Origin of the sequence: Streptomyces microflavus (genome assembly GCF_014650075.1) — a bacterium.
Classification (GTDB): domain Bacteria; phylum Actinomycetota; class Actinomycetes; order Streptomycetales; family Streptomycetaceae; genus Streptomyces; species Streptomyces microflavus.
Genome location: NZ_BMUG01000005.1, coordinates 318,875 through 345,119 on the forward strand (window position 1 = coordinate 318,875; position 26,245 = coordinate 345,119).

5 protein-coding genes are annotated in these 26,245 nt (G+C 70.7%); all 5 read left to right on the top strand.

From position 1 onward, the window contains the following. The first annotated feature begins 35 nt into the window (after positions 1–35). From IE264_RS16685 to fabD, 5 genes are read left to right on the top strand one after another with little or no spacing between them, the layout of a single operon-like run. Positions 36–10,757 (top strand): non-ribosomal peptide synthetase, encoded by a 10,722-nt coding sequence (locus IE264_RS16685; protein WP_032754945.1) that lies wholly within the window; start codon positions 36–38, stop codon positions 10,755–10,757. Between the two features lie 24 nt (positions 10,758–10,781). Next, complete coding sequence (locus IE264_RS16690) at positions 10,782–15,221, top strand: beta-ketoacyl synthase N-terminal-like domain-containing protein (protein WP_032754439.1); 4,440 nt, start codon at positions 10,782–10,784, stop codon at positions 15,219–15,221. Continuing rightward, positions 15,214–23,604 carry a type I polyketide synthase gene (locus tag IE264_RS16695; protein WP_032754442.1) on the top strand — a complete coding sequence of 2,797 codons (8,391 nt, stop codon included), beginning with the start codon at positions 15,214–15,216 and terminating at the stop codon, positions 23,602–23,604. The genes IE264_RS16690 and IE264_RS16695 overlap by 8 nt, the downstream gene beginning before the upstream one ends. Next, entirely contained in the window at positions 23,601–24,665 is a 1,065-nt protein-coding gene (locus tag IE264_RS16700; protein WP_032754444.1) for a ketoacyl-ACP synthase III family protein, read from the top strand. Before IE264_RS16695 ends, IE264_RS16700 begins: the two co-directional genes overlap by 4 nt. Continuing rightward, positions 24,665–25,909 carry an ACP S-malonyltransferase gene (gene fabD / locus IE264_RS16705; protein ID WP_032754948.1) on the top strand — a complete coding sequence of 415 codons (1,245 nt, stop codon included), beginning with the start codon at positions 24,665–24,667 and terminating at the stop codon, positions 25,907–25,909. The genes IE264_RS16700 and fabD overlap by 1 nt, the downstream gene beginning before the upstream one ends. The last annotated feature ends 336 nt before the right edge of the window (positions 25,910–26,245 follow it).

Here is a 26,245-nt window from a genome sequence, read left to right on the forward strand (position 1 = left end):
GAACACGCAACGGTCCGCGGGCCATACTGATCGTCATGAATCTTCGCGCGCTCGCCCGCAGGTATGCCGACGGCGAGATGTCGACGACGGAGGTTCTGGCCGAGCTCGACAAACGCGTGGACATTCCTCTGTCCGAGGGACAGCGCGGCCTGTGGGCACTGGCCAAGATGGAGCCGGAGACGTATGCGTACAACGTTCCCGTGTGCTTCTCGTTTGCGGACGTGGACACTGCGGCGCTTCAGGCCGCATTCCGCGACACGCTTTCCAGGCATCCGCTTCTCTCGGCCGCGGTGCGCGAGACGGATGACGGGCCGCGGCTGTCCCACGGAGATGCGGACGGCTTCTCCGTCGAGCACGTGGACATCTCCGATGTGCCGTCCGGTCGAGTGCTGAACCTTTTGAAGGAAAGGGCGAGGCGGCCGTTCGACCTGGCCGGTGGCCCCTTGGCCAGACTGGCTGTCCTGCGTCGCTCAGCGTCCGAGGCGTACGTTCTGCTGGTCGTTCATCACCTCGTGATCGATGGAGTGTCGGGGCGTCTCGTCATCGACACGTTGTTCCGTTCGTACCGGGCGCGGGTCGAGGGGCGGGACGTGCCGATCGAGGTGGGCTCCGCCTCATTCGGTGAGTTCGTCGCGTGGGAGCGGAACGCACTCGCCGGCGAACGTGCCGAGGAGGACCGCGAGTTCTGGGTGCGGGAGCTCGCCGGCGCGGACGTCCTCACAGGGTTGCCCTCGCAGGTGGCCTTGCCGCCGGACGCGCCTCATGTGGGCGAGGTGCACACCAGCCGGCTGCCGAAAGAGCAGGCCGCCGCCATCGCGGCCTTCGCCGCTTCACACGACATCAGCCCGGGGATCTTCTTCCTGGCGGCCTTCCTGACTCTGCTGCACCGGTACACCGGAAGCGAGGACCTCGTCGTCGGGATGCCGGTGGCCGGGCGCCCCACGGAACACTTCGAGCCGGTCGTCGGCTGCTTCGTCAACACACTGCCCGTACGGAGCAGGCCGAACACCACCGAGGAGTTCACGTCGTTCGCCCGGCGCGTCCGGTCCACGGTGCTCGAAGTACTGGAGCACGGGGCCTACCCGTTCCACCGGATCGTGGGCGATCTCGGTGCCCGGGGCGTGAATCCGCGTTCGCCGCTCTATCAGATCGTGTACAACTACCAGGATTCCGCTCTCTCCGGATACCTGGGCGAGCGGGCCCGCACCACCGGCGAGACGGACTTCGAGCTCGTCGACGGGCTGTACCAGCTTGGTGAGTACGACCTCACGGTGGACGTGGCTCCCGGTGACGGGTTCCTGGTGAACTGGAAGTACCACCCCGATGCCTTCTCGGCCGACGCCGTCGCGGGTATGGCTGAACACTTCGCCACCCTGGTGGACAGCATCCTCGACTCGGACGGGCAGTCGCCGATCGGCATGCTGAACCTGCTCGACGACGAGGAACGGCGCCTCGTCATCGAGGCATGGAACCGCACCGAGGCCGACTTTCCCGCGCAACGGACGTGCTGGGATCTCTTCGCGCAGCAGGTGGAGGCGAACCCGGATGCCCCGGCGGTCACCTGCGGGCAGCCGACTCTCACCTATCGCGAACTCGCGGACCGCAGCTCGGCGCTGGCACAGGCGCTGACGCGTCAAGGCGTCGGCCCCGGGGACGTCGTAGGGGTCTGCTACGAACGGTCACTCGACCTCGTCGTGGCCCTCCTCGCCGTCATGAGGCTCGGCGCGGTGTACCTGCCCCTGGACGACCGACTGCCGGCCGAACGCCTCTCCTACATGGTCGAGGACAGCGGCGCGCAACTCATCATCTGCCATGAGGCGGTGATGGACAGGCTGGCCGCCGTGGGGACACCGAAGGCGAGACTGTACGCGACGGACCGCCAGGATGATCAGGCCGGCCAGGCACGGGCAGCGGCGGCGGAGACGACCGCCGACGCGCCGGACTCGCGAGCCTCGACACCGCCGGCCGCCTACATCATCTACACATCGGGCAGCACGGGTAAGCCCAAGGGCGTCGTCGTCCCGCACACGGCGCTGACCAATTTCCTCCTGGCCATGGCGAACACGCTGGGAGTGACGTCCGACGATCGGCTGCTGGCCGTCACCACGCACAGCTTCGACATCGCCGCCCTGGAGCTCTACCTCCCGCTGATCACCGGCGGCCAGGTCTGCATCGGTGAATCGGCCACGGTCGCCGATGCCACGCTGCTGGCCGAAAAGGTCGCCGACTGGCGGCCCACCATCATGCAGGCCACTCCGGCGACCTGGGCCATGCTGGTGCGCGTCGGGTGGCAGAACACCGAGGGCGTCAAGGTGTTGTGCGGCGGCGAGGCATTACCCGACGGCCTCAAGGACCAACTCGTGGCGCGCGGCGAGGCCTGGAACCTGTACGGGCCGACGGAGACGACCATCTGGTCGGCGGCCAAGCGGCTGCGCCGTGAGGAGCCGGTGACCATCGGCAGCCCCATCGCCAACACCCAGCTGTACGTCCTCGACCAGAACCTGAGTCCCCTTCCTGTCGGTGTGACCGGCGAGCTTCACATCGCAGGCGACGGGGTGGCCCTGGGCTACCACCGGAAGCCGGAGTTGACGGTCGAGCGCTTCCTGGACAACCCGTTCGCGCCCGGACGGCTGTACCGGACCGGCGACCGCGCGCGCCGACTGCCGAACGGCGAGATCGTCGTCCTGGGCCGGATGGACAACCAGGTCAAACTGCGCGGCCATCGCATCGAACCCGGTGAGATCGAGGCGGTGCTCGATGCCCACCCGGAGATCGGCCGAAGCGTCGTCCTGCTCGACCATGCCGGCCTGTCGGACAGGCTCACGGCCTACTACACCGGGAACGGGGACGGGCCGGTCGACGCCGCACTGCTGCGCGCGGAACTCGCCAAGACCCTCCCCGCCTACATGCTGCCCGCCGCATTCGTGGCCCTGGACGACTTTCCGCTCACGGCGCACGGCAAGGTCGACCGGGCGAAGCTGACCGAGACCGCCCGGACGGTGCCGCTGCCGGCCGCCGACAGCCCGGCGGCCGCGCTCGACATCGAGCGGACCGTGCGCGGGATTCTCGAAGAGGTGCTCGGCTCGCGTGATATCGATCGCGCCGCGGGCTTCTTCGACATCGGCGGTGACTCGTTCGCGGCCATCGAGGTGGTGGAGCGGATCAACCGCGAGTTCGGCTGCTCGTTGCGACCCACCAGCCTTTTCGCGCACCCGTCCGTCGCGGCGATGGCCCGGCACCTGACGGGGCTGTTGCCCGCTGGACAGGCAGTTGCTGGGCAGGCACCTGCGGTGCGGTCGGTCGAGCCCGAGCAGCACCCTGATCCGCGCCCCGCCACTCCGGCGGCCGACGACGCCTCGCTCGATGATGCGATCGCGGTGATCGGCATCTCCTGCCGGTTCCCGGGAGCCATGGACCACCGCGCCTTCTGGTCCGCGCTCGCGGAAGGACGCAGCGGCTCCACGTCATGGTCGGCCGAGGAACTGCGTACGCTCGGGGTGCCGGAGGAGCTGATCACCCGACCCGGGTACGTGCCGCAGCGGTCGGTCGTGGACGGCAGGGCGGAGTTCGACGCGGCGTTCTTCGATATCTCGCCCCGCGACGCCGAGTTCATGGACCCACAGGCGCGCTTGCTGTTGCAGCACGCGTGGCAGGCATTGGAGGACGCCGGCTACCGCCCGGAGGACGTTCCCGGGACCAGCGTCACCACGTCCACGAGCACGAACTTCTACCAGGCCCTGCTCCCCGCTCTGATGGCGAACGCGTCGGGCCCGCGGGTCCTGGCGAACTCGGAGACGTACGCCGCATGGCTGTTCGCCCAAGGCGGCACGGTGCCCACCATGATCTCCACGAAGCTGGGCCTGCGTGGCCCCAGCATGGCGGTGAGCACCAACTGCTCCTCGGCGCTGAACGCGGTGCACGTCGCCTGTCAGGGACTCCTGGCCGGCGACGTGGACCAGGCGATCGTCGGCGCGGCCAGCCTGTTCTCCGCGGGGGAACTGGGATACGTGCACCAGCCGGGCCTGAACTTCTCGAGCGACGGGCGCAGTCGCGCGTTCGCCGACGGCGCCGACGGCATGTCCGGCGGTGAAGGCGTCGGCGTGGTCGTCCTCAAGCGCGCCCGTGAGGCGATCGCCGCCGGCGACCACATCTACTGCCTGATCCGCGGCATCGCGGTGAACAACGACGGCGGCGACAAAGCAGGGTTCTACGCGCCGAGTGTGCGCGGCCAGGTCGAGGTGATCCGCAAGGCGCTGGACAAGGCGGGCACGGACCCGTCGACGATCAGCTACGTCGAAGCGCACGGCACGGGCACCCGGCTCGGCGATCCCATCGAGGTCGCGGCTCTGACCGAGGCGTACCGCCACTACACGGCACGCAGCCAGTACTGCGGCATCGGCTCGGTCAAGAGCAACATCGGCCACCTGGACGCGGCCGCGGGGATCGCAGGCCTCATCAAGGTGGCCCTGGCCCTGCAGCACGGCGAGGTTCCGCGGACCCTGCACAGCGACGTGCCGAGCACGGAGATCGACTGGGACGGGTCGCCGTTCTTCGTGGCCGACCGGAATCTGCCGCTGGACGGCGACGAGCCCGCGCGGGCGGGACTGAGCTCCTTCGGCATCGGCGGTACCAACGCGCACGCGGTACTGGAACAGGCGCCGACCGGCGCGCGGTCCGCCGGACGCCCCGGCCCCCAAGCGGTGGTCCTCTCGGCCCGCGACGGGGAGCGGCTCGGCGTCCTCGCGCGGCAGCTTCTGGAGTTCCTGCCGGGCTACCGGGACGCGCACGGCGATCTGGCCTCGCTCGCGTACACGTTGCAGGTCGGGCGGCGGGCGATGGCCGAACGCGTGGTCTTCGTCGCGAACGACGTCGACGGGCTGATCGCAACCCTTCAGGACTACGTCGGGCGCGGGGCGCGCGGAGCGGTGTTCGAAGGTACCGCCCGACGGCCCGAGGACATGCTGCTCGGCCTCTTCGATCGCCCCGGGGAGCTGCGGGACCTGGTCGCCGGATGGCTCGAACGCGGGGAGTGGGACAGGATCGCGCCCCTGTGGGTCAACGGCGTCGACATCGAGTGGCACGTCTGCCACGGCGCGAATCCACCGGTGCGGGTGAGCCTGCCGACCTATCCGTTCGCTGCGAAACGCTACTGGCCGGCTGCCGAGGCGGTGCCGGAGTCCCGGGCCACCGCCCCGCCCGACGCCATGTCAGCTCCCCGGGCCACCGGCCCGCTCGACGCGGCATCGTTGCTCGTGGCCGCGGCCGGGCCCGAGAGTGTCGAGACGTTCCTGGCCGGTCGCATGTCCGCCACAGAAGAGATGGACAGCCTCTCGCGCCCGCTCGTGCTCGCACAGCTCGTGGCGGCGGGACTCTTCGACGCGCCCGTCCGTCGCGACCTGATCGGGCAGAGGACCACACCGTCCTTCGCCCAGTGGCTCGACCACACGGTGACCGTGCTGCTGAGCCACGGAGAACTCGTACGTGAGGGCGAGTTCGTGGCGCCCAGGAAGAGTGCGCCGGGCCTCGAACAGGCGTGGCGCGCCTGGCGTGCGTGGAAGGACGTCCGTGCCGACGATCCGGAGCTGGCGGCCAAGACCGGTCTGACCGAGCGCATGATCGAGGCCTTGCCCGCGATCCTGTCCGGGCGGACGAAGGCCACGGCGGTCATGTTCCCGGGCGGCTCGTTCGAGCTGGTCGAACCGGCGTACCGGGGGAACGCGACGGCCGACTACTTCAACGACGTGACGGCCGGCGCGGTGCGCGCGGAGGCGGACGCCCGCCGCGACGGGATCCGGCTGCTGGAGATCGGGGCGGGCACCGGCAGCACCAGCGAGCGCGTTTTCGCCCAACTGAAGGGCCGCGACCTCGCCGAGTACCGCTATACCGACGTTTCGAAGGCGTTCCTGATCGACGCGGAGCGGCGGTTCGCCGACCACGTGCCGAACGTGTCCTTCACGGCCTTCGACGTGGAGCGGGAGCCCGGCGCACAGGGACTTGCCACGGGCGACTACGACATCGTCATCGCCAACAACGTCCTGCACGCCACCAAGGACATCGTGCAGGCGGTGCGTCATGCCAGAGCACTGCTGCGGCCCGGCGGAGTCCTCGTACTCAACGAACTCGCCCGGAACGACTGGTGGTCGCACCTGACCTTCGGGCTCCTCGACGGGTGGTGGCGGTTCACGGACGGAAGGCGCATCCAGGGCGGACCGGCGCTGTCCCCGGACGCGTGGCGCGAAGTGTTGCGGGAGTGCGGGTTCGACACGGTTGAACCGCTGGCGGAGCCCGCCCGCGAGCTGGGCCAGCAGGTGTTGCTGGCGCGCGCCGGTTCGCCCGTCCCGCGCAGGGAGCCCCGGACTGCCGCGCCCGGTTCGCTGCAGGAGCACGTCCGCGCGACCGTCGAGCGGATCCTCTCCGAAACGCTGAAGCTGACTGCGGACGATCTCGCGGCCGAAAAGCCCTTCGCCGACTACGGACTGGACTCGCTCACCGGCGTCTCCCTGGTGCACCGGCTCAACGAGTCGCTGAGCACCGACCTCGATCCGAGCGTGCTGTTCGAGAACCCGTCGATCAGGCGGCTGACGAGTTTCATCGTCGACGAGGAGGGCGCCGCCATCGTGGCTGCGGTACCCGAGCCGTCAGCCGTACCCGAGGCGACCGCCGTACCCGAACTGTCCGCCGTACCCGGGCCGTCAGCGGTCCGTGAGGCGGCCGCCGTACCCGGGCCGTCCACCGTGTCCGAGCCGTCGGGCGGTGGCCGGGAGCCCGTCGCGATCGTCGGCATGAGCGGCCGGTTCCCGGGCGCCCGGGATGCCGACGAGTTCTGGGACCTGTTGGCTTCCGGGCGGGATGCCGTTTCGAAGGTGGACCGCTGGGACCTCGCGTCGCTGGGCAGCGTCTGCCTGGACGGCGGCCTCCTGGACGGCGTCGAAGAGTTCGACCCGCTCTTCTTCGGGATCTCCGGAGCGGAGGCCCTCTACATGGAGCCGCAGCAGCGGCTGTTCCTCCAGGAGGCGTGGCGGGCGCTCGAGGACGCGGGCCACGCGGGCGAGTCGCTCGACCGCGACCGGTGCGGTATCTACGTGGGCTGCGCCGCTGGCGACTACCTGGATCTGACGGGGCCGTCCGACTACCCGGGCCAGGCGCTGTGGGGCAACATGAACTCGCTCGTGCCGTCCCGCATCGCGTACTACCTGGACCTGCACGGGCCGGCGATCGCGGTCGACACCGCCTGCTCCAGCTCCTTGGTCTCCCTCTACCTGGCGTGTCAGGCGCTGTGGGCGGGCGAGGTCACCACGGCGATCGCGGGCGGGGTCTACGTCCAGAACTCGCCGCGGCTGTATCTGGCGGCGTCGCGGGCCGGGATGCTCTCCCCGACGGGGCGGTGCCGTGCGTTCGACCAGGCGGCCGACGGATTCGTGCCCGCCGAAGGAGTCGGTGCGCTGATCCTCAAACGGCTGTCGGACGCTGAGGCGGACGGCGACCACATCCACGGCGTGATCCGTGGAATCGGGATCAACCACAACGGCACGACGAACGGGATCGCCGCGCCGAACGGGACCTCGCAGGAACGGCTGATCCGGCAGATCTATCAGGACTTCGCCATCGATCCCGCGGGGATCGGGTTGGTCGAGGCACACGGCACCGGAACCAAGCTCGGCGATCCGGTGGAATTCCGGGCGCTCGACCGCGCGTTCCGCGGCTTCACTGACGCCGAACGGTTCTGCTCGCTCGGCTCGACCAAGGCCTCCATCGGCCATGCGCAGGCCGCGGCCGGCGTGATCGGCGTCATCAAGACACTGCTGGCGATGAGGCACGAGGTGCTCCCCGGTCTGCCCCACCACACGGAGACGAACTCCAGCGTCACGTTGGCGGGCAGCCCGTTCTTCGTGCACACGGAGCCGAGGCGGTGGGCCGTGCCCGAAGGCGGCAGGCGGCGCGCCGCGGTCACGTCGCTCGGCGCGAGCGGAACCAACGCCCACGCGGTCATCGAGCAGCCGTCGGAGCCGCCCACGCCGCCGCGGAGCAGGCAGGACGGGGCCCGGTTGATCGCTCTGTCGGCGGCAACGGAGGACGCCTTACGCGAACAGGTGGCCCGGCTCGCGCGCCACTGCCGCGAGCACCCGGACCTCGATCTCGGCGACGTGAGCCACACACTTCTGCTCGGCCGCAGGCACCTGCGGCACCGATGGGCGAGCGTGGTCCGGGATATCGCAGAACTGGAGAGCCGGTGCACTGCCTGGCTCTCCGGGCAGGACATTCCGGCGCGGAGCGCGGACTCCGGGCTGCGGGCACTCGCCCAGCAGTTCCTCGACGGTGACGCACCGGATTTCGCCGAGTTGTTCCGCGACAGCCGCTACCGCCGCGTTCCGCTGCCCGGCTACCCCTTCGAGCGGGAACGCTATGCGCTGCCGAACCGCGCGACGGCGGACGACGGGCCGCTGCGCGATGCGGAAGTCCTCACAGGCGACGAGTTCTACCTGCGTGAACATCAGGTGCGGGGAACCGGGATCGCCCCGGGGTCCATGTATCTGCAGTGGGCCGCAGCAGCGGCGAGGCGGACCGCGAGCGACGCGGTTCGCCTGCACGACATCGTCTTCCTGCGACCCCTCTCGGTGTCGGGGGTGCCGCGCTCACTGCGGGTGGATCTTCGCGCGGACGGCGACGTCACCCGGTTCACGGTGTCCTCCACGGAGTCCGCCGGAGACGAGCCCGTCCTCCATTGCCAGGGCGGGGTGTCCGGCGCGGAGCCGACGGCTGCGCAGGCGCTCGATCTGCCCGCGCTGCTCCGGGATTTCCGGCCCACCGAATTCGACCCCCTGCGGTTCTACGCCGAGTGGCGGGATCGCGGCATCGCCTACGGCCCCACGTTCCAGGGGGTCGTGGCGGTGCACCGCGGCGACAACGCGGTGCTCGCCGAACTGCGGCTGCCCGGCGCGGCGTCGGGAACCGTGGACGGTCCCCTCCCGCACCCGGCGCTGGTGGACGCGGCGATGCAGTGCATGCGACTGCTCGACGGCGACGGCGACAGTCGGGTCGGTTTGGTGTTCACCATCAAGTCGGTGGAAGTCCTCGCCCCCGGCGCGACCACCATGTGGGCCCTGATCCGCCGTGCCGAGGACGCGCGCGGCGCGCCTCGGATCGACATCGACCTCGCGACCGACGACGGCACCGTGTGCCTGCGTCTGCGAGGCATCGCAGGCCGTCGAACCGAGCAGACGCCGGACCCGGCGAGTGCCGAGCAGACGCTGGACCCGGCGGACGGCGTCACCACACTGGTGCCGGTGTGGGATCCCGTACAGCAGACGGAATCCGCTACGTGGCCGCAGAGTTCCGCATCAGTGGGCATCATCGCGTCCCCAGGGCAGGCGCGGGACGTTCTCATCGCGCGCTTTCCCGGCGCGCACGTGGTCGCGGACCCGTCGCAGCGTACGCACGACGACCTGGAGGCGTCCCTCCGGTCGGTCCCGGAACTCGACCATCTGATCTGGGTGGCGCCCGGCGCCGTGGACGACCGGTCCGGTGCGAGCGTCGTCGAGGGCCAGGCAGGCGGCTCGCTGCACGCCTTCCGCACGGTGAAAGCACTTCTGGCCGCAGGGTACGGCGATCGCTCACTGGGCCTGACCCTGATCACCGAGCGCGCGCACGCCGTCCATGAAGCCGAGGCCGTCGACCCGGCGCACGCCGGTGTCGCCGGCCTCGCGGGGTCGACCGCGAAGGAGTACCCCAACTGGCGGGTGCGGGTGGCGGACGTCGAGGACTACGACGTGCCTTCTCTCGCCGCGGTGCTCGACCTGGCCGCAGACCCGGACGGCAACCTGCGTATCCACCGCGACGGCCGGTGGCACGGGCAGCGGCTGATGACCGTTCAGCCGGCCTCGCCGACGTCGTCCCGGCTGCGGCAGGGCGGCACGTACGTCATCATCGGCGGGGCGGGCGGCCTCGGCTCGGTCATCAGCGAGTACCTGGTCCGCCGGTACCGCGCCCAGGTGGTGTGGCTCGGACGCAGGCCGCAGGACGCGCGGGTCGAAGCCGCCATCGCTCGGGCGACCGGCGCGGACGGGCCCGCCCCGCTGTACCTGCGGTGCGACGCCACCGACCTCGCTTCCCTGCGCGCGGCGAAGGACGAGATCGTACGACGGTTCGGCGCGGTGCACGGCGTCATCCACTCGGGCCTCGTGTTCTCGGGGGAGAGCCTGGCCCGGATGAGCGAGGCGCAGTTCGAGGACGTGCTGCGCTCCAAGGTCGACGCGAGCGTCCGGTGCATGCAGGTGTTCGGCGGTGAATCGCTCGACTTCGCACTGTTCCTGTCCTCGATCAACTCCTACCTCAAAGCCATCAAGCAGGCGAACTACGCGGCCGCCTGCACGTTCCTCGACGCGTTCGCACTGACGGTGCAACGCGACTACGGAGCTGAAGGCAAGGTGCTGAACCTGGGCTACTGCTTCAACAACGCACCCACCGAGGGAGAGCGGGGCGCGGTGGTCGGAGCGCAGGCGCCGCTCATCCAGCCGGACGAGCTGACGGCGGCGATCGAACGTTTGTGCGCAGGACCGGTCAGCAGGCTGACGGTGATGAAGTTCAGTCCCGCGCTCAACAACCGGGGCATCGTTCTGGGCGACGACGAAATCATCCTCCCCACGGCCGCGCCGTCGGACGCTGTGCCCGCCGACATCCAGGAACCGGCGGCGGCGCCGGGCGGCGAACTGGAGCGGCTACGCGTCCGCATCGCAGAGCTGACCGCGCTCGCGATCTGATCGCGGCCTTCGAAGGGACTGATCATGAAACAGCTGCTGCTCGACTTTCTCTGGTCCCATCTGCGCACGCTCGGCGCGTTCCGTGAATCCGGGCAGACCCCGGAGGCCGCACGGGAGTCGGCAGGCCTCGCGCCGGGATACGACGCCTGGTTCGACGAGTGCCTGCGCGTCTTCGAGGGGGCCGGCTACCTCGACCGGCGGGACGGCAGGATCCTGCTCGACGATGCCACCCGGTATCGGCCGATCGAGCAGCTGTGGCGCGAGTGGGAGACGGCAAAGCCCGCGTGGCAGGGGAACCCCGACCTCGCGGCCACCCACCTGCTGGTGGAGACCACCTTGCGTGCCTTCCCCGACATCCTCACCGGACGACGCCCGGCCACCGAGGTCATCTTCCCGGGGGGATCGCTGGAGCTGGTGCAGAATGCCTACACGACCAACCCGGCGTCAGCCTTCTTCAACCAGGTGCTGGCCGCCGACCTGGTGGCGCGGTTGCGACGGCGGGCACGGGCCCTGAAGGCGGATGCCCCGCGGATCCTGGAGATCGGCGCCGGTACGGGTGCCACGAGCGCCGTCGTCCTGGAGGCGCTGCGGTCCGCGCGGCTCGATGTGCGCGAGTACTGTTACACCGACATATCAAGGGTCTTCCTGAACCACGCGGAGCGTCTCTTCGGTGCGGAAAATCCTTCGCTGATCTGCGAAATCCTGGACATCGAGCGCCCGGTGGCGGATCAGGGCCTCACTCTCGGCGGGTACGACGTCGTGGTCGCCGCCAACGTCCTGCATGCCACCCGGGACATCCGCCACACCCTGCGCAACGCCAAGGCGCTTCTCCGGCCCGGCGGACTGCTGGTCCTGAACGAGCTGACCGCGAACAACCTGCTCAGCCAGTTCTCGTTCGGCCTCCTCGACGGATGGTGGCGCTACGAGGACCCGCACCTGCGTATCCAGGGCAGCCCGCTGCTCTCCACGGCGCACTGGCGGCACGTCCTGACGCAGGTGGGGTTCCGCGCGATCGCTCTGCCCGCGCGGGATGCCGAGGATCTGGGGCAGCAGATCATCGTGGCCGAGAGCGACGGCGTCATACGGCAGGCGGCGGCCGTACCGCCCCCGTCCACGCCGTACGTGGCGTCGGTGCGCGAGAGTCCGGCGCGGGCTGTGGTCGATCACAGCACGGGGAGCGAGCCCGGAGACCGGCTGCGCGTCCACATCGAGGCGGTGGCGCTCGATGTGCTGGCAGCGGCGTTGGAGATCCCGCGGACGAGGATCGGGCGGGACGAGCCCTTCTCGAACTACGGGCTCGATTCGATCTTCGCGGTGAACGTGGCCCGGACCCTCGGCGGGACGCTCGGCATCGACCTCGACATCACTGTGCTGTTCGAGCACAACACCCTGGCCGAGCTGGGCGAGTTCATCGTCTCCGACTACGCCGAGGAGCTGCGGGATGTGCTTCCGCCGGAGCCCGCACCGCCGGACCGGGCGCCCGATCCTGTAAAGCCGCAACCTCGACCTCAGCCTGAGCTCGACGAGGCCGCGCTCGACGGCATGGCGATCGTCGGCATGTCCGCACGCTTCCCCGGGGCCGACGACGTCGACGAGTTCTGGCGGATCGTCGAGCAGGGCGGACGGTGCATCACCGCACCGCCGGAAAAGCGCGCGGACTGGGCGGGCCACGGCGACGAGGCAGCCGCGCTGAGGGGCGGATTCCTCGACGGGGTGCATGAATTCGATCCTCTCTTCTTCCGGATGTCGATGACCGAGGCGCGCCAGGTGACGCCGGAGCTGCGCCTGCTGCTGATGACGTCGTGGAACGCCGTCGAGGACGCGGGCTATCGGCCGGCCGAGCTACGGAAGCGGCCCACGGGCGTGTTCGTCGCCACGACGCAGAGCGAATACCGGCCGGCGGCCATGGACCTGATGAGCCTGCCGTCGCCCGCGATGGTGCCCAACCGGATCTCGTACCTGCTCGACCTCAACGGCCCCAGCGAGCAGTGCGACACGACGTGCTCGTCCTCGTTCGTGGCCCTGCACCGGGCGATCCGGTCCATCCGTGACGGCGAGTGCGAGCAGGCGCTCGTCGGCGGGGTGAACCTGGTGATGTCGCCCGCGGGTTTCGGCGGGATGCGGGCCGCGGGGATGCTCAGCCCGCACGGCGACGTCCGGCCGTTCCAGCAGGGCGCCGACGGTACAGCGCGCAGCGAGGGCGTCGCCGCCGTACTGATCAAACCACTGAGCCGGGCCCTGGAGGACGGGGACTTCGTCCACTGCGTCGTGCGGGGCACCGGCGTGGCCCACGGCGGCAGGGGTGTGTCCTTCACGGCACCGAACATCAGGGGCATGAAGACAGCCGTCGCGCACGCCTACGCCGACGCCGCGCTCGATCCGGGCGCCGTGGACTACATCGAGACCCACGGCATGAGCTCGTTGCTGGCGGACAGCGCGGAGCTGGCGGCGCTCGGCGCCGGACTCCGCAGCGAGGACGACGACGAAGACGTGACGTATCTGGGCAACGTGAAGCCCTGCATCGGGCACACGGAGGTGGTTTCCGGCCTGGCCGCGCTGGTGAAGACCGCGCAGGCGATGCGGCACGGCGTGATCCCGGCGATCCCGGGCTTCGGGCAGCTGCACCGCGACCTCTCCCTCAAGGGGACCCGGCTGCGCATCGCGGAGCGGAACCTGCCATGGCCCGAGCGCACCGACGACGCCGGCCGGCCGCTGCCGCGCCGCGCGGGCATGCACAGCTTCGGGATCGGCGGCGTGAACGCGCACGTCGTGCTCGAGCAGTACACCGCCCCCGCGAACCTGGACGACGACCCGGGTGCGCAGGTCCTTGTGCTCTCGGCGCAGAGCGTCGACGCCCTGCGCGAGCGGGCGAGCCGGCTGATCCATCGGCTCGCCGAAACGGATCCGAGCTCCTGGGCGGACATCGCGTACACCCTGCAGGTCGGCCGGGAAGCGATGAGCTGCCGGCTGGCGTTCGTGGCGCGGAGCACCGACGAGGCCGCTCGTATTCTGGGCGGCTGGCTCGACGGAGACCCGGACACGCTCGCCCATGTCGCGTTCGCGGACGGCGTCGATCCCGCTGCCGACGCCGAGCACGACGGGAAGCCGACGCAGCTCGACCACGTACCAGAACGCTGGGTTGCGGGCACGTCCATCGACTGGGACCTGATGCATCGCGGCGCTCGACGCAGGCGGATCGCACTGCCCGGATACCCCTTCGCACGTCTGACCTGTTTCGCCGAGCAGGCGCCGAGGTCGGATCAGGCCTCGCACACAGGCGTCGCCCCTCCGGACGGCGAGGACCGCGAAGCCTTCGTCGCCGACCTCGTCGCCTCGGTGCTGGGCCTGCCGCGCCACGAGATCGACGGCACGAGGTCGCTCGCCGACTACGGTCTCAATTCCCTGCTTCTGGTCGCGATGCTGGGCCGGATCAGCAATGTGTTTCCGGGTTTCCGGCCTGAATGGTGGCAGCCGCACGACACGTTGAACGACGTGGTCGCGAGGCTGCCCGAGGCGGAGGCCCGCTCCACGCGCGCGGTCGCCCCTGAGCTGGTGCGCCTCAACGGCGTGACCGAGGGCAGGCCGGTGTTCTGGATCCACGGCGCCCTCGCCGGCGTCGAGTCCTACCGCACGATCGCCGAGCGGATCGACCGCCCGTTCTACGGCATCCAGGCCCGTGGGCTGCTGACCGAGGACGCGCCGATCGAGGGCGTCACGGCCATGGCTGAGTACTACACCGATGTCATCCGCTCGGTGCAGCCCGAGGGGCCGTACGACGTCGGCGGATTCTGCCTCGGCGGCATCGTCGCCTATGAGGTGACCCGTCGGCTGCAGGCGCAGGGCCAGGACGTGGCCTCGCTGACGATGGTGGACTCGCCGGACGAGACCGGCCTGGCGAAGTCGAACGCCAGCGGGTTCCAGTCGGCGCGGAGCGCGGCTCTCCAGGTCGTCAATTCCCTGCTCTGGCCGGCGGGGGAGAAGGACCCGGCGGTCCTGCGTGCCCGTCTCGTCCACCGGGACGAGGTCGCGGATGACCTCGACGAGGAGGCGTTCGTCCTGCGGCTCGCGGAGCTGGCGGCCGAGCGCGGACTCGCCATGAGACCTGCCCGGACCGCGCGGTTCGTCAGGCGCAACATGGCGATCCAGCTCGCCTACCGGCTCGGCGAGCACACCATCAGGCCTCTGCCACGCCCGGAAGCCGTGGTGTGCACCTACTTCCGCAACCGGCGCGGGCTCTTCCTGGGCGAGGTCGAACCCTACTTCCAGCTCACCGGCGAGACCTTCTCCCTCGACCACGTGAACTACCAGCAGGACTGGGTGCGCGAGCTGCCGGGCCTACGCCTGGTGGAGATCGACGCCGCGAACCACATGACGATCCTGAACGACGCGGGGCCGCTCGCCGCGATCGAGGAGACATGCCTGGCGCTCTACGCGCCCGACGAGATCGGGGCTTCCCGTGGCTGACCGGACCACCACCCGGACGTACGACCGCCACGAGCCGGTGGCGATCGTCGGCATCGGTTGCCGACTCCCGGCACTGATCGAGGACCCGACCGCACTCTGGCAGGCTCTGCTCACGGGCGTCGACGCGGTGCGTCAGGTGCCTGCCAACCGATGGAACGCCACCGCATGGGCCGACGCGGAGGCGTCCGGCGGGGCGGCGAACCGTCGGGGTGGATTCCTCGACGACGTCACGGGATTCGACGCGGAGTACTTCGGCATCCCACCGGCCGAGGCACGGCAGATGGACCCGCAGCAGCGGATCGCCCTGGAGGTGGCGTGCGCCGCGGTCGAGGACGCGCGGCGTTCCCCAGCGAGTCTCGCGGGCACCCGCACCGGCGTCTTCATGGGCGCGATGTGGCAGGAGTACCCGCTGTTCACGCAGGGCGCCGCCGAGGCGATCCACGCACACTCGGCCATCGGCTGGGACAACTCGGTGATCCCGTCCCGCATTGCCTACGCGCTGGGGCTGCGCGGCCCCGCGATGGGCGTGGCGACCGCGTCGAGCTCCTCCTTGGTCGCGGTGCACCTCGCCGTGCAGAGCCTGCGCTCCGGCGAGTCGGACTTCGCCCTTGCCGGCGGCGTCAACCTGATGCTGCATCCGAACACCTCGGTGGCCCTGACGAAACTCGGCACACAGAGCCCGGCCGGCCTGAGCCGGGCCTTCGACGGCGACGGCGACGGCTACGCTCGGGGAGAGGGCTGCGCGGTGGTCGTGCTGCGCCGGCTGTCCGACGCGCTCGCCGACGGCGACCGCGTCTACGCGCTGGTGCACGGCAGCGCCGTCAACAACGACGGCGCGACGGACGGACTGACCGCCCCCAGCCACGAGGCGCAGACGGAGGTGCTGCGGTCGGCGTGGGAGAACGCCGGCGTCGCGCCGAGTGCGGTGTCGTACGTCGAGGCGCACGGCACGGGCACGCCCCTGGGCGACGTGACGGAGGCGGGCGCGCTCGGCACCGTGTTCGGGCCCGACCGGCCCGCGCCGTTACGCATCGGCTCGGTGAAGACGAACTTCGGCCACCTCGAACCGGCGGCCGGCGTGCTCGGGCTCGTCAAGGCCGCGCTGGCGGTGCACCACGGCGTCATTCCGCCGAGCCTGCACTTCCGCACACCGAACCCGCGCATCGACTTCCCCGCCGAACGTCTTGAAGTGGTCACCGAGGCAGCCGCGTGGCCGGCCGGGCCGCGGTTCGCGGGGGTGAGCAGCTTCGGATACGGCGGAACCAACGCTCATGTCGCCCTCGGCGAGGCACCCGAGGGCGCCCCGGTACAGGCCACACCGGATGCGGGCGGTCCGGTCTGCCTGGCGGTGTCCGGGACGGACCCGCACGCGCTCGCACGTAACGCCGCACGGCTGGCGAGCCACCTCGGGCAGTCGCCCGGGACGAGGCTGTCCGACGTCGCCCAATCGCTGGCGACGACCCGCACGCACCACCCCACGCGCGGCGCGGTGATCGCCGGCACGACGGACGAGGCGGTGGCCGGTCTGCGGGCGCTCGCCGCGGACGAGAGCCACGACGCGGTGGTGACGGGCGCGGCTGCCGATCGCGGCCGCGTCGCGTTCGTCTTCCCCGGCCAGGGCGCCCAGTGGTGGGGGATGGGCCGGTCGCTGTGGGAGCAGAACGACGCGTTCCGCGAGGCGGTGACGGCCTGCGACGAGGCCCTCGCCCCGCACACCGGGTTCTCGGTCGCCGCGGTCGTGCGCGGGCAGGACGGTCTCGCGCCGCCCTTCACGCGTACGGACGTGGTGCAGCCGGCGTTGTTCGCGATGTACGTCGGTCTCGCCGCGATGTGGCGCGCCTGGGGCGTCGAGCCCTCGGCGGTCGTCGGCCACAGTCAGGGGGAGGTGGCCGCGGCGGTCGTCAGCGGGGCGCTGAGCCTGGCGGACGGCGCTCGCATCGTGGCGTTGCGCGCCCGGGCCGTGCACGATCACGCGCCGGACGGGGCGATGGGCCTCGTGGAGCGCCCGGTGGGCGAAGTCACCGAGGAGCTGGCGGCGTACGGCGAGGCGCTGTCCGTCGCGGTGGTGAACACCGCGCGCTCGACCGTTGTGGCCGGAGACTCCGAGGCGCTGGACCGCTTCCTCGCGCAGATGGAGGCCACCGGCGCCTACTGCCAACGCGTGGACGTGGACTACGCGTCCCACAGCCCGCACATGGAGGTGCTGCTGCCCGCCCTGCGCGAGCAGCTCACGGGCCTTGCCCCTGCGGATCCGGAGATCGCCTTCTATTCGAGCGTGACGGGGGAGCGGGCAGCCGGTCCGGAACTCGACGCGGACTACTGGTGCCGCAACCTGCGCGAGCCGGTGCGCTTCGATCGCGCGCTGGAACGCCTGCGGGCGGACGGCTTCGGGACCTTCGTCGAGGTGAGTCCGCATCCGGTGCTCCAGATAGCCCTGGCGCAGGGAACCGAAGCCGACGGGGCGGCCATCGTGGTGGGCGGCCTGCGCCGCGGTCACGGCGGGATCGAACAGCCGCTGCGGGCGCTGGCGGAGCTGCACACCCAAGGGGTCCCGATCCCATGGCAGCGGGTGTTCGCGGCCTCGGACACGCGCAGGGTGGACCTTCCGACGTACGCGTTCGAACACCGCAGCTACTGGCTGGACGAACACGACGACGCGATCCCGGCCGGCAGCGGCGCTTCGTGGCGCGAGGACGTGATGGCGCTCCCCGAACCCGAGCGTCTTGGTTCATTGGTCGCACTTGTCACGGAGGAGGCCGCGGCCTTGCTCGGCCGGCCCGTGGACGGCGTGCGCCCCGACCTGACGCTGCGCGAACAGGGTTTCGACTCCCTCATGGTGGTCGAGCTGCGCAACCGGCTCAGCGCGCGGACACTGATCCCGCTGCCCACCGTGCTCGCCTTCGACTACCCCACACCGCAGGCGATCGCGACACTGCTGCTGACGCACGCCGGTGCGCAGTACGCGCAGGACGAGGCCCCGGAAGTCCCGCCCGCCGTCGCCGCGGTGTCTCGGCCGCCCGACGATGACGATCCCGTCGTCATCGTGTCCATGGCCTGCCGGCTTCCGGACGGAATCGACACGCCCGAAGCGTTCTGGGACCTGCTCGTCGACGGCCGCGAAGCCTCCTCCCCGTTCCCGCGGCGCTGGGACGGGTGGGATCTCGGCACGATCGAGGAGGCGGAGCGCGCCGCCACCGGCAGGCGCTTCGAGCGCAAGGGCGGCTTCGTACGCGACGTCGAGGACTTCGACGCCGCGTTCTTCGGGCTCAGCCCGCGTGAGGCGCTGTCCCTGGATCCGCAGCAGCGGCTCGTCCTGGAAGTCGTATGGGAGGCGATCGAGCGGGCCGATCTGCGCACCGCGACCCTCGAAGGCAGCAACACGGGCGTCTACATCGGCGCGATGAGTTCGGATTACGACGTCGCCCGGCGCTGGGACGTCGGGAGCAGCGACGGCTACAAGATCACTGGGAACGGGTCGAGCCTGATCTCCGGGCGGGTGGCCTACACATTTGGCCTGTCCGGGCCGGCGCTCACCATCGACACCGCGTGCAGCTCGTCGCTCGTGGCCCTGCGCCTGGCGTGCGAGGCGCTGCGCAGCGGCGAATGCGACCTGGCGCTCGCCGGCGGAGTGACCGTGATGAGCACCCCGCAGATCTTCGTCGAGTTCAGCCGCCTCAACGGGCTCGCGGCCGACGGCCGCTGCAAGAGCTTCGCCGACGACGCCGACGGGACGAGCTGGGCGGAAGGCTGCGGCGTCCTGGTGCTCAAGCGGCTCTCGGACGCGAGGCGCGACGGTGACCGTGTGCTGGCCGTCGTGCGGGGCACCGCCATGAACCAGGACGGCCGCAGCCAGGGGCTCACCGCCCCGAACGGCCTGGCGCAGCAGCGCGTGCTCCGCAGTGCCCTGGCCGACGGCGGACTGGCCCCGGCCGACATCGACGCCGTCGAAGCGCACGCCACGGGCACCGTGCTCGGCGATCCCATCGAGGCCGGCGCCCTTGCCGCAGTGTTCTCGGGCCGCGTACGACCCTTGCACCTGGGATCGGCCAAATCCAACATCGGCCACGCCCAGGCGGCCTCCGGCGTCATCGGCGTCATCAAGATGGTGCTGGCGCTCCAGCACGAGTGGCTGCCCCGCACGCTCCACGCGGAGAAGCCGAACACCCGGATCGACTGGACCGGCGGCGAACTGGAGCTCCTGCGGAAGCCGAGGCGGTGGCCGCGGACACGGCGGGTGCGTCGCGCCGGCATCAGCTCGTTCGGAATCAGTGGCACGAACACGCACGTCATCATTGAAGAAGCACCGGCGACCGTCGTCGCGGACCGGCCCGGCGACGATCTCGTCCACCCGTTGGTGCTCTCGGGCACCGACGCGGCCGCCCTGCGTGCGCAGGCCCAGCACTGGGCCGAGTGGCTCGACGCGCGGCCCGCCGCGTCGATGCGGGACATCGCCTACACCTCCGCCGTCGGCCGTACGCACTTCGACGCGCGCGCCGTGGTCTTCGCGAGCAACACCTTGGATGCTGCCGAAGCCCTGCGGGCGGTGGAGCCCAGCTCCGGCACGGCGCTGGGGGAGATGGCCTTCGTATTCGGCGGTCAGGACGCGCAGCCGCCAGGAATGAACAGTCAACTGCTGGAGCAGAGCGCGGTGTTCCGCGAAACCGTGGCGGAGTGCGACGCGGCCCTCTCGCCGTTGACCGGCTGGTCCGTGCTGAAGGTGCTGCGCGGCGAGGAGGACGTGAGCGGACCGGATGTGCTGCCGTGCACGCTGTTCGCGACCTACCTCGGACTCGCGGCGCTGTGGCGCAGCTGGGGTGTGGAGCCCGCGGCGGTGGTGGGCGACGCGCAGGGCGAGGTCGCCGCCGCCGTGGTGAGCGGGGCGTTGACCTTGGAGGACGGCGCCCGCGTCATCGCCCTTCGGGCTCGCGCGCGCTCGGGGGACGCGGTCGGCGGTGCGATGCCGGGGATTGTCCCTGCCCGGACTTCCATCCCCTTCTACTCTCGCCTGACGGGCGAGGTCGTGCCGGGCCCGGAGCTCGGCGGCGACTACTGGGTCCGCGACCTGCCGGCGCCGGAGCCCAAGGGGCTCGACCGTGCGCTGGAACGGCTGCGCGGTGAGGGCTTCGGAGCGTTCGTCGAGGTCGGCCCGGCCTCCGAAGGCGGCTCGGGCGGCGTGGACCAGCTCTGGCGAACGGCCGCCACGTTGTTCGAGCGGGGCTTCCCCCTGGACTGGGAGCGAGTCCTCGGGTCCCGTGGCGCCGGGAAGGTCGACGTCCCGACGTACGCGTTCCAACGTCGGCGCTTCTGGCTCGGCGAGCTTCCGGCCGGGCCCGTCGCGGTGACGGCTGGTCGGTCTGCGGACGATTACCCGTGGTTCGACGCGGTCACGACTCTCGCCGGCGGCGGCGGTCACCTGTTCACCGGCCGGCTGTCGCTCGACGATGGCCCGTGGCTGGCCGATCATGTCGTCGGCGGGCAGGTCTACGTGCCGGGCGCGGGCTTGGTCGACGCTGCGCTGTTCGCCGCCCGGACCGCAGGAGCCGACGCCGTGGCAGACCTGACGCTGCTGGAGCCGGTCGTCCTCCTTCCGGGCCGCGCGCTGCGGATCCAGGCCACCGTCGGCGATCCGGACGCGCACGGACGACGCCCCTTCGCGTTCTACAGCCAACCCGAGGACACGGACGAGCCGCTGACCTGGCAGCAGCACGTGACCGGAGAGTGCGTGACCCGCGCGCGCGTCGGCGGCGCGTTGCCGCCGGACATCGACAACTGGCCGGTGCCCGAAGCCCGGGCCCTCGACATCGAAGCCTTCTACGGACGCGCCCTCGCGAACGGGCTCGACTACGGCCTGGCTTTCCGAGGACTGCGCGAACTCACCTCCCGCGACGGCGTCTACTACGCGCGGGTATCCCTCCCGGACGCGCTGGATCCGGCCGGCCACGGCCTGCATCCGTCGCTGTTCGACGCGGCACTGCAGGTCGTCGTCGCCGGTCTGATGGAGGCGGGTGCGGCCCCTGGGCCGCTCGTCCCGTTCATCTGGTCGGACGTCGAGCTGTTCCGCGCCGCAGGCAGAGAACTGACGGTGCGCGTGTCGTTCGAATCCGGCGGGAACGAGGACCTCGCGCCTGCCACCGTATGGCTGGCCGATCCGGTAGGCCACCCGGTGGCCCGGATCGGCAGGCTGAAGTTCCAGCGCGGCAGGCGTCGCGGACACCCGTTCGCCGAGCACCTCTACCGCGTCGGCTTCGAACCCGTACACCACGTGGCCGAAACCTCCGATCCTGCGGGCACCCTTGTGGTCGGCGACGCCGAGCTGGCCGCGGGGCTCGGCGCCGACGTCGTACCCGACCTGGACGCCCTCGTGAAGCGGCTCGATGCCCGGGCGGATACGCCTCGACGACTGCTGTTCGCGCTGCCTGACCGCGCGTCCGGTCAGTGGCACGACGCGGAACGGAGCGCCGCCGAAGCGCTGCGGACGCTTCAGGTGTGCCTCGGCGATGCCCGGCTCCAGAGCGCGGAGCTCGTCTGGATCACGCGTGACGCAGTGTCATCGAGCCCTGGTGATCAGGTGGAGAACTGGGCCCATGCCGCCGTGTGGGGCATGGTGCGCACGGCCCGCACGGAACAACCTGAGCGCGTCCTGCGCCTGATCGACCTCGATCCCGGTGCCCCGGACTTCCGGCTCCTGGCCCGCGTGATCGAGACCGGCGGCGAGCCGGAGTGCGTGCTGCGCGGCGAGACCGCCCACGTGCCACGAGCAAGGCCGACCGTCGAGGAGGTCGACGCGCTCGTCCTGCCGGACGAAGGCAGCTGGCACCTGCATCAGCGGGAGGACGATCAGCTGGACGTCATCGCCGCCACGCACGACGAGGGCGCGCCGGAGCCGGTCGCGCCGGGGGAAGTCCGCGTCGAGGTGCGCGCCGCCGGGGTGAGCCCGGGGCACGCACAGGTGCTGGAGTTCGCGGGGATCGTCATGGAGGTCGCCAGCGGCGTCACCTCCGTACACGCGGGCGACCAGGTCATGGGCAGTGCGGCAGCCGCGCTCGGCAACCAGATCGGTGTGGACGCTGCCACCCTCAGGCCGATGCCCACGAACCTCACCTTCGCGCAGGCGGCCGCTGACGCGTCCGCCCCCGATGCGAGGCAGGACAAGGGGTCGTTCACCGCCTTCGACGTACGCGACGCGCCGTACGCCCTGCGCCACGCGCAGCAGAACGCCGCGCACAAGGCTGGGCATAAGACCGTGCTGACCTTGCCACGCGCCCTCGACCCGGACGGCACGGTGCTGATCACCGGCGGTCTCGGCGAGCTCGGTAGCGCGCTCGCCGCACACCTGGTCCGCGCGCACGGAGCGCGGCGGCTCGTGCTGCTGTCGCGGCGCGGTGGCAACACCCCCGAGGCCGGTTCGTTCGTGCGGGAGCTCGAAGCCGCAGGCGCCGAGAGGGTGGACCTGGTCGCGGGCGACGCCGCGGACCGGGCCGCATTGGCCGCGGCACTGGAAGGGATCCACCCGAGCCATCCCCTCACGGCCGTGTTCCACCTCGCCGGCGTGCTCGACGACGGCCTGGTGGAGGGCTTCACCGCAGAGCGGCTGCACCGGGTGATGGCACCCAAGGTCCAGGGCGCGCGCCTGCTGGACGAGTTGACCGAGCGGCTGGACCTGGCCGCGTTCGTCCTCTTCTCCTCGGCGGCCGGAACGCTGGGCACCGCGGGACAGAGCGGGTACGCCGCGGCGAACGCGACGCTGGACGCCCTGGCGGCGAACCGACGCAAGCGGGGCCTTGCCGGACTCAGCCTCGCTTTCGGGCTCTGGGAACAGGCCGGAGTGGGCATGACCGCGCACCTAGGCAAGGCCGAGCTGGGACGCCTGCGGCGTCAGGGGATCGGTGCCCTGACCTTGACCGAGGGCCTGAATGCCCTGGATGTCGCACTCGCGCGGCCCGAGACCCAGCTGCTGCCCGTACGCCTGGAACTGGCATCGTTGCGACACGCGCTCGGCGATGCGGAAGCGCCTCCCTTGCTGCGTGACATGCTGCAGCGCACAACTGAAGGCCACAGAGCCGAAGTTATGGAGCCCGCACAGTCGCTCGATACGCGGATGGCGGACGCCTCCGAAGCCGAACGGCCGGCTCTGCTGCTGGACCTCGTCCGCAGCGAAGTCGCCGACGTGCTCGGCCTGCCCGGACCCGACAGCGTGCCGGCCGACAGAGCACTGCGTTCCCTCGGAATCGACTCGCTCACCATGGTCCAGTTGCGCAAGCGCCTCGCCAAACGGCTGAACACCACGCTGCCCGCCACCCTGGTGTTCGACTACCCGACCGCCGAGGCCATCGCCGGGCTCCTGCTCCACGACGCCACCACCCTGAGAGGGAACGAGAAGTGAAGACAGAGGCCCTGTTCATCGCGGGTACCGCAACCTACCTGCCCCCGGCGACCAAGGTCGAACAGGCCGTCGCCGACGGCCGGTTCGACGCCCAGGACGCCGAGGACACGCAGCTCGAGTCGGTCTGCGAGGCCACGGACGAAGCTCCCCCCGAGATGGCGGTGGCCGCTGCCAGAGAGGCTCTGGAAAGGTCGGGTCACCGGGCCGAGGACATCGCGCTGCTGCTGCACGCCTGCGTGTACTTCCAAGGCCTCGAGCTCTACCCCACGGCTTCCTACATCCACCGCGAAGTGCTCGGGGACCACTCGGCGCTCGCCTTCGAGGTCAAGAACGCCTCCAACGGCTGCATGACCGCGTTGGACATCGCGGCGCGTTCCCTCTCGGCCACCGACGACGTGGCGGCGCTGGTGACCACCGCCGACAAGGTCAGCCGGCCGGCGATCGACCGCTGGAACAGCGACATCGGCATCGTCCCCGGTGACGGTGCGTCGGCGATGGTGCTCAGCAAGAGGTCCGGGTTCGCCCAGTTACTGAGCACCTCCACGGTGTCGGATCCCACCCTTGAGCGCCTGCACCGCGGCGACGCGCCCTTCACGCCCCACCACGACCCCACGCTCCCCATCGACCTGCGTCTGCGCAAACTGCAGTACCTGGGAGACGTGGAGCTCGACGAGTTCACCCGCCGCTTCCGGGCCGGCCTCAGCGACTGCGTCGATCGAGCCCTGCACGACGCGGACATACGTCTGGGCGACGTCGCCCGGTTCGTCGTTCCGCACTTCGGACGCATCGTGCTGCAGCGCGAGGTCCTCACCGCACTCGACATCGGCCTCGATCTCACGACCTGGTCCTGGGGTCGCACCGTCGGTCACCTCGGCGCGGGCGACCAGATCGCCGGACTCGACCACCTCGTGCGGGAGCGCGCCGTGGACGTCGGCGACCTCTGCCTGCTGCTCGGCGTCGGCGCCGGCTTCACCTGGACGTGCGCCGTGGTCCGGATCACCGAGCTTCCCGAATGGCCGGCGCCGCCGGCCGGATTCGGCCTCGGGGGTGGGCGGATCTGATGCGCTGCTACGTGTTCCCGGGGCAGGGCACCCAGAAGAAGGGGATGGGACGAAACCTGTTCGGACGGTTCCCCGACCTCCCTCGCCGGGCCGACCGGGTACTCGGATACCCGATCGAAGAGCTCTGTCTGGGAAATCCGGAACGACGGCTGTCCGAGACCGTGTACGCGCAGCCCGCGATCTATGTCGTCAACGCGCTGCACTGGTCAGCGGCGCAGGAGGACCTGCCACCCGCGGATTTCTTCGCGGGCCACAGCCTCGGCGAGTACAGCGCACTGTTCGCGGCCGGCGCCTTCGACTTCGAAACCGGCCTGACGCTGGTGCAACGCCGTGCGGAACTGATGGGCCAGGTCAGCGGCGGTGCGATGGCCGCGGTCATCGGTCTCTCCGAGCAGATCGTCGAGGAGACCCTGAAGCAGCACGATGCCACGGGCGTCGTCATCGCCAACTACAACGCGCCCGAACAGTTCGTACTCTCGGGCAGCCACGAGGAACTGGCCCGGATCAAGTCGGTCTTCGAGAAGGTGGAGGGTGTCCGAGGCTTCGTCCCGGTCAGAGTCAGCGGACCCTTCCACGCGCCGGCGATGGCCCCGGCCGCCGCGCGCTTCCGCACCCTGCTGGCCTCTGTCGACCTGGGCGAACTGCGGACACCGGTCATCTCCAACGTGACCGGCCGGCCGTTCGGCCCCGATGTGCAGGAAGTCCGCGCATTGCTCGCCGAGCAGATCGCCAAGCCCGTCCGCTGGACCGACTGCATCCGGTATCTGCGGGATGCGGGCGTGTCGGCCTTCACGGAACTGGGCGAATCGAAGGTGCTCACCTCGCTCATCGACCGGATCACCACGCAGGAGCCCGCGCCCGACCTACGCCGAGACCTGATCGAGCGCATCAAGCGCGAGATCCTCCAGCCGGAGATCGGCGACGAGGCGCTGGGCTTCGACGAGGACGCGTCGTTCCGGCAGCTCGGCCTGAACTCCATCATCTACGTGCGCCTGGCCCGCCGGGCCGGGACGGTCCTCGGCGTTCCGATCAAGCCGGACGTCATCTTCCAGCACCGTTCCTGCGCCGCCCTGGCGGACTACCTCCTGACCCGCGACGACGTCGCCGGGGCCGCAGCGCCCGAGGCCCGGCCCGCGCCTCTGCGTGAATACCAGGACGAACGGGTGACGGCCCTGCTGCGCGATTGCGCGAACGGGACCCTCGGCGTGGACCGGACCATCGAGGCGATCCGCGCCCTCGCTTGACGAGCGCCGAATGCGCCACCACTTCGTCCTGCCGTAGAGGAAGCGCACGAACCCGGCCTCGCCGCCCCGCCGTCCAACCTCGGTATCCAGCCGGCGGAGGCGGGCCGACGGGACGACGGGTGGAAGATCCGAACGATGGGACTGGGCCACCCCTGTGGTCTGGCTGTGGACCTGTCGCAGGTCGGCAATCTCCTTGCACCGCGAACTGATGGCCATGCGGCAGTCCGCAGACCTCCCACCGGGCTCGGGCACCCCTCGGGCCGGGTCGGTTTGCCGGGAGGTCAGAATGTAGAACACTTGGTGGTGAAGGCGATCGCGATCAGAGGCAGCCATGTT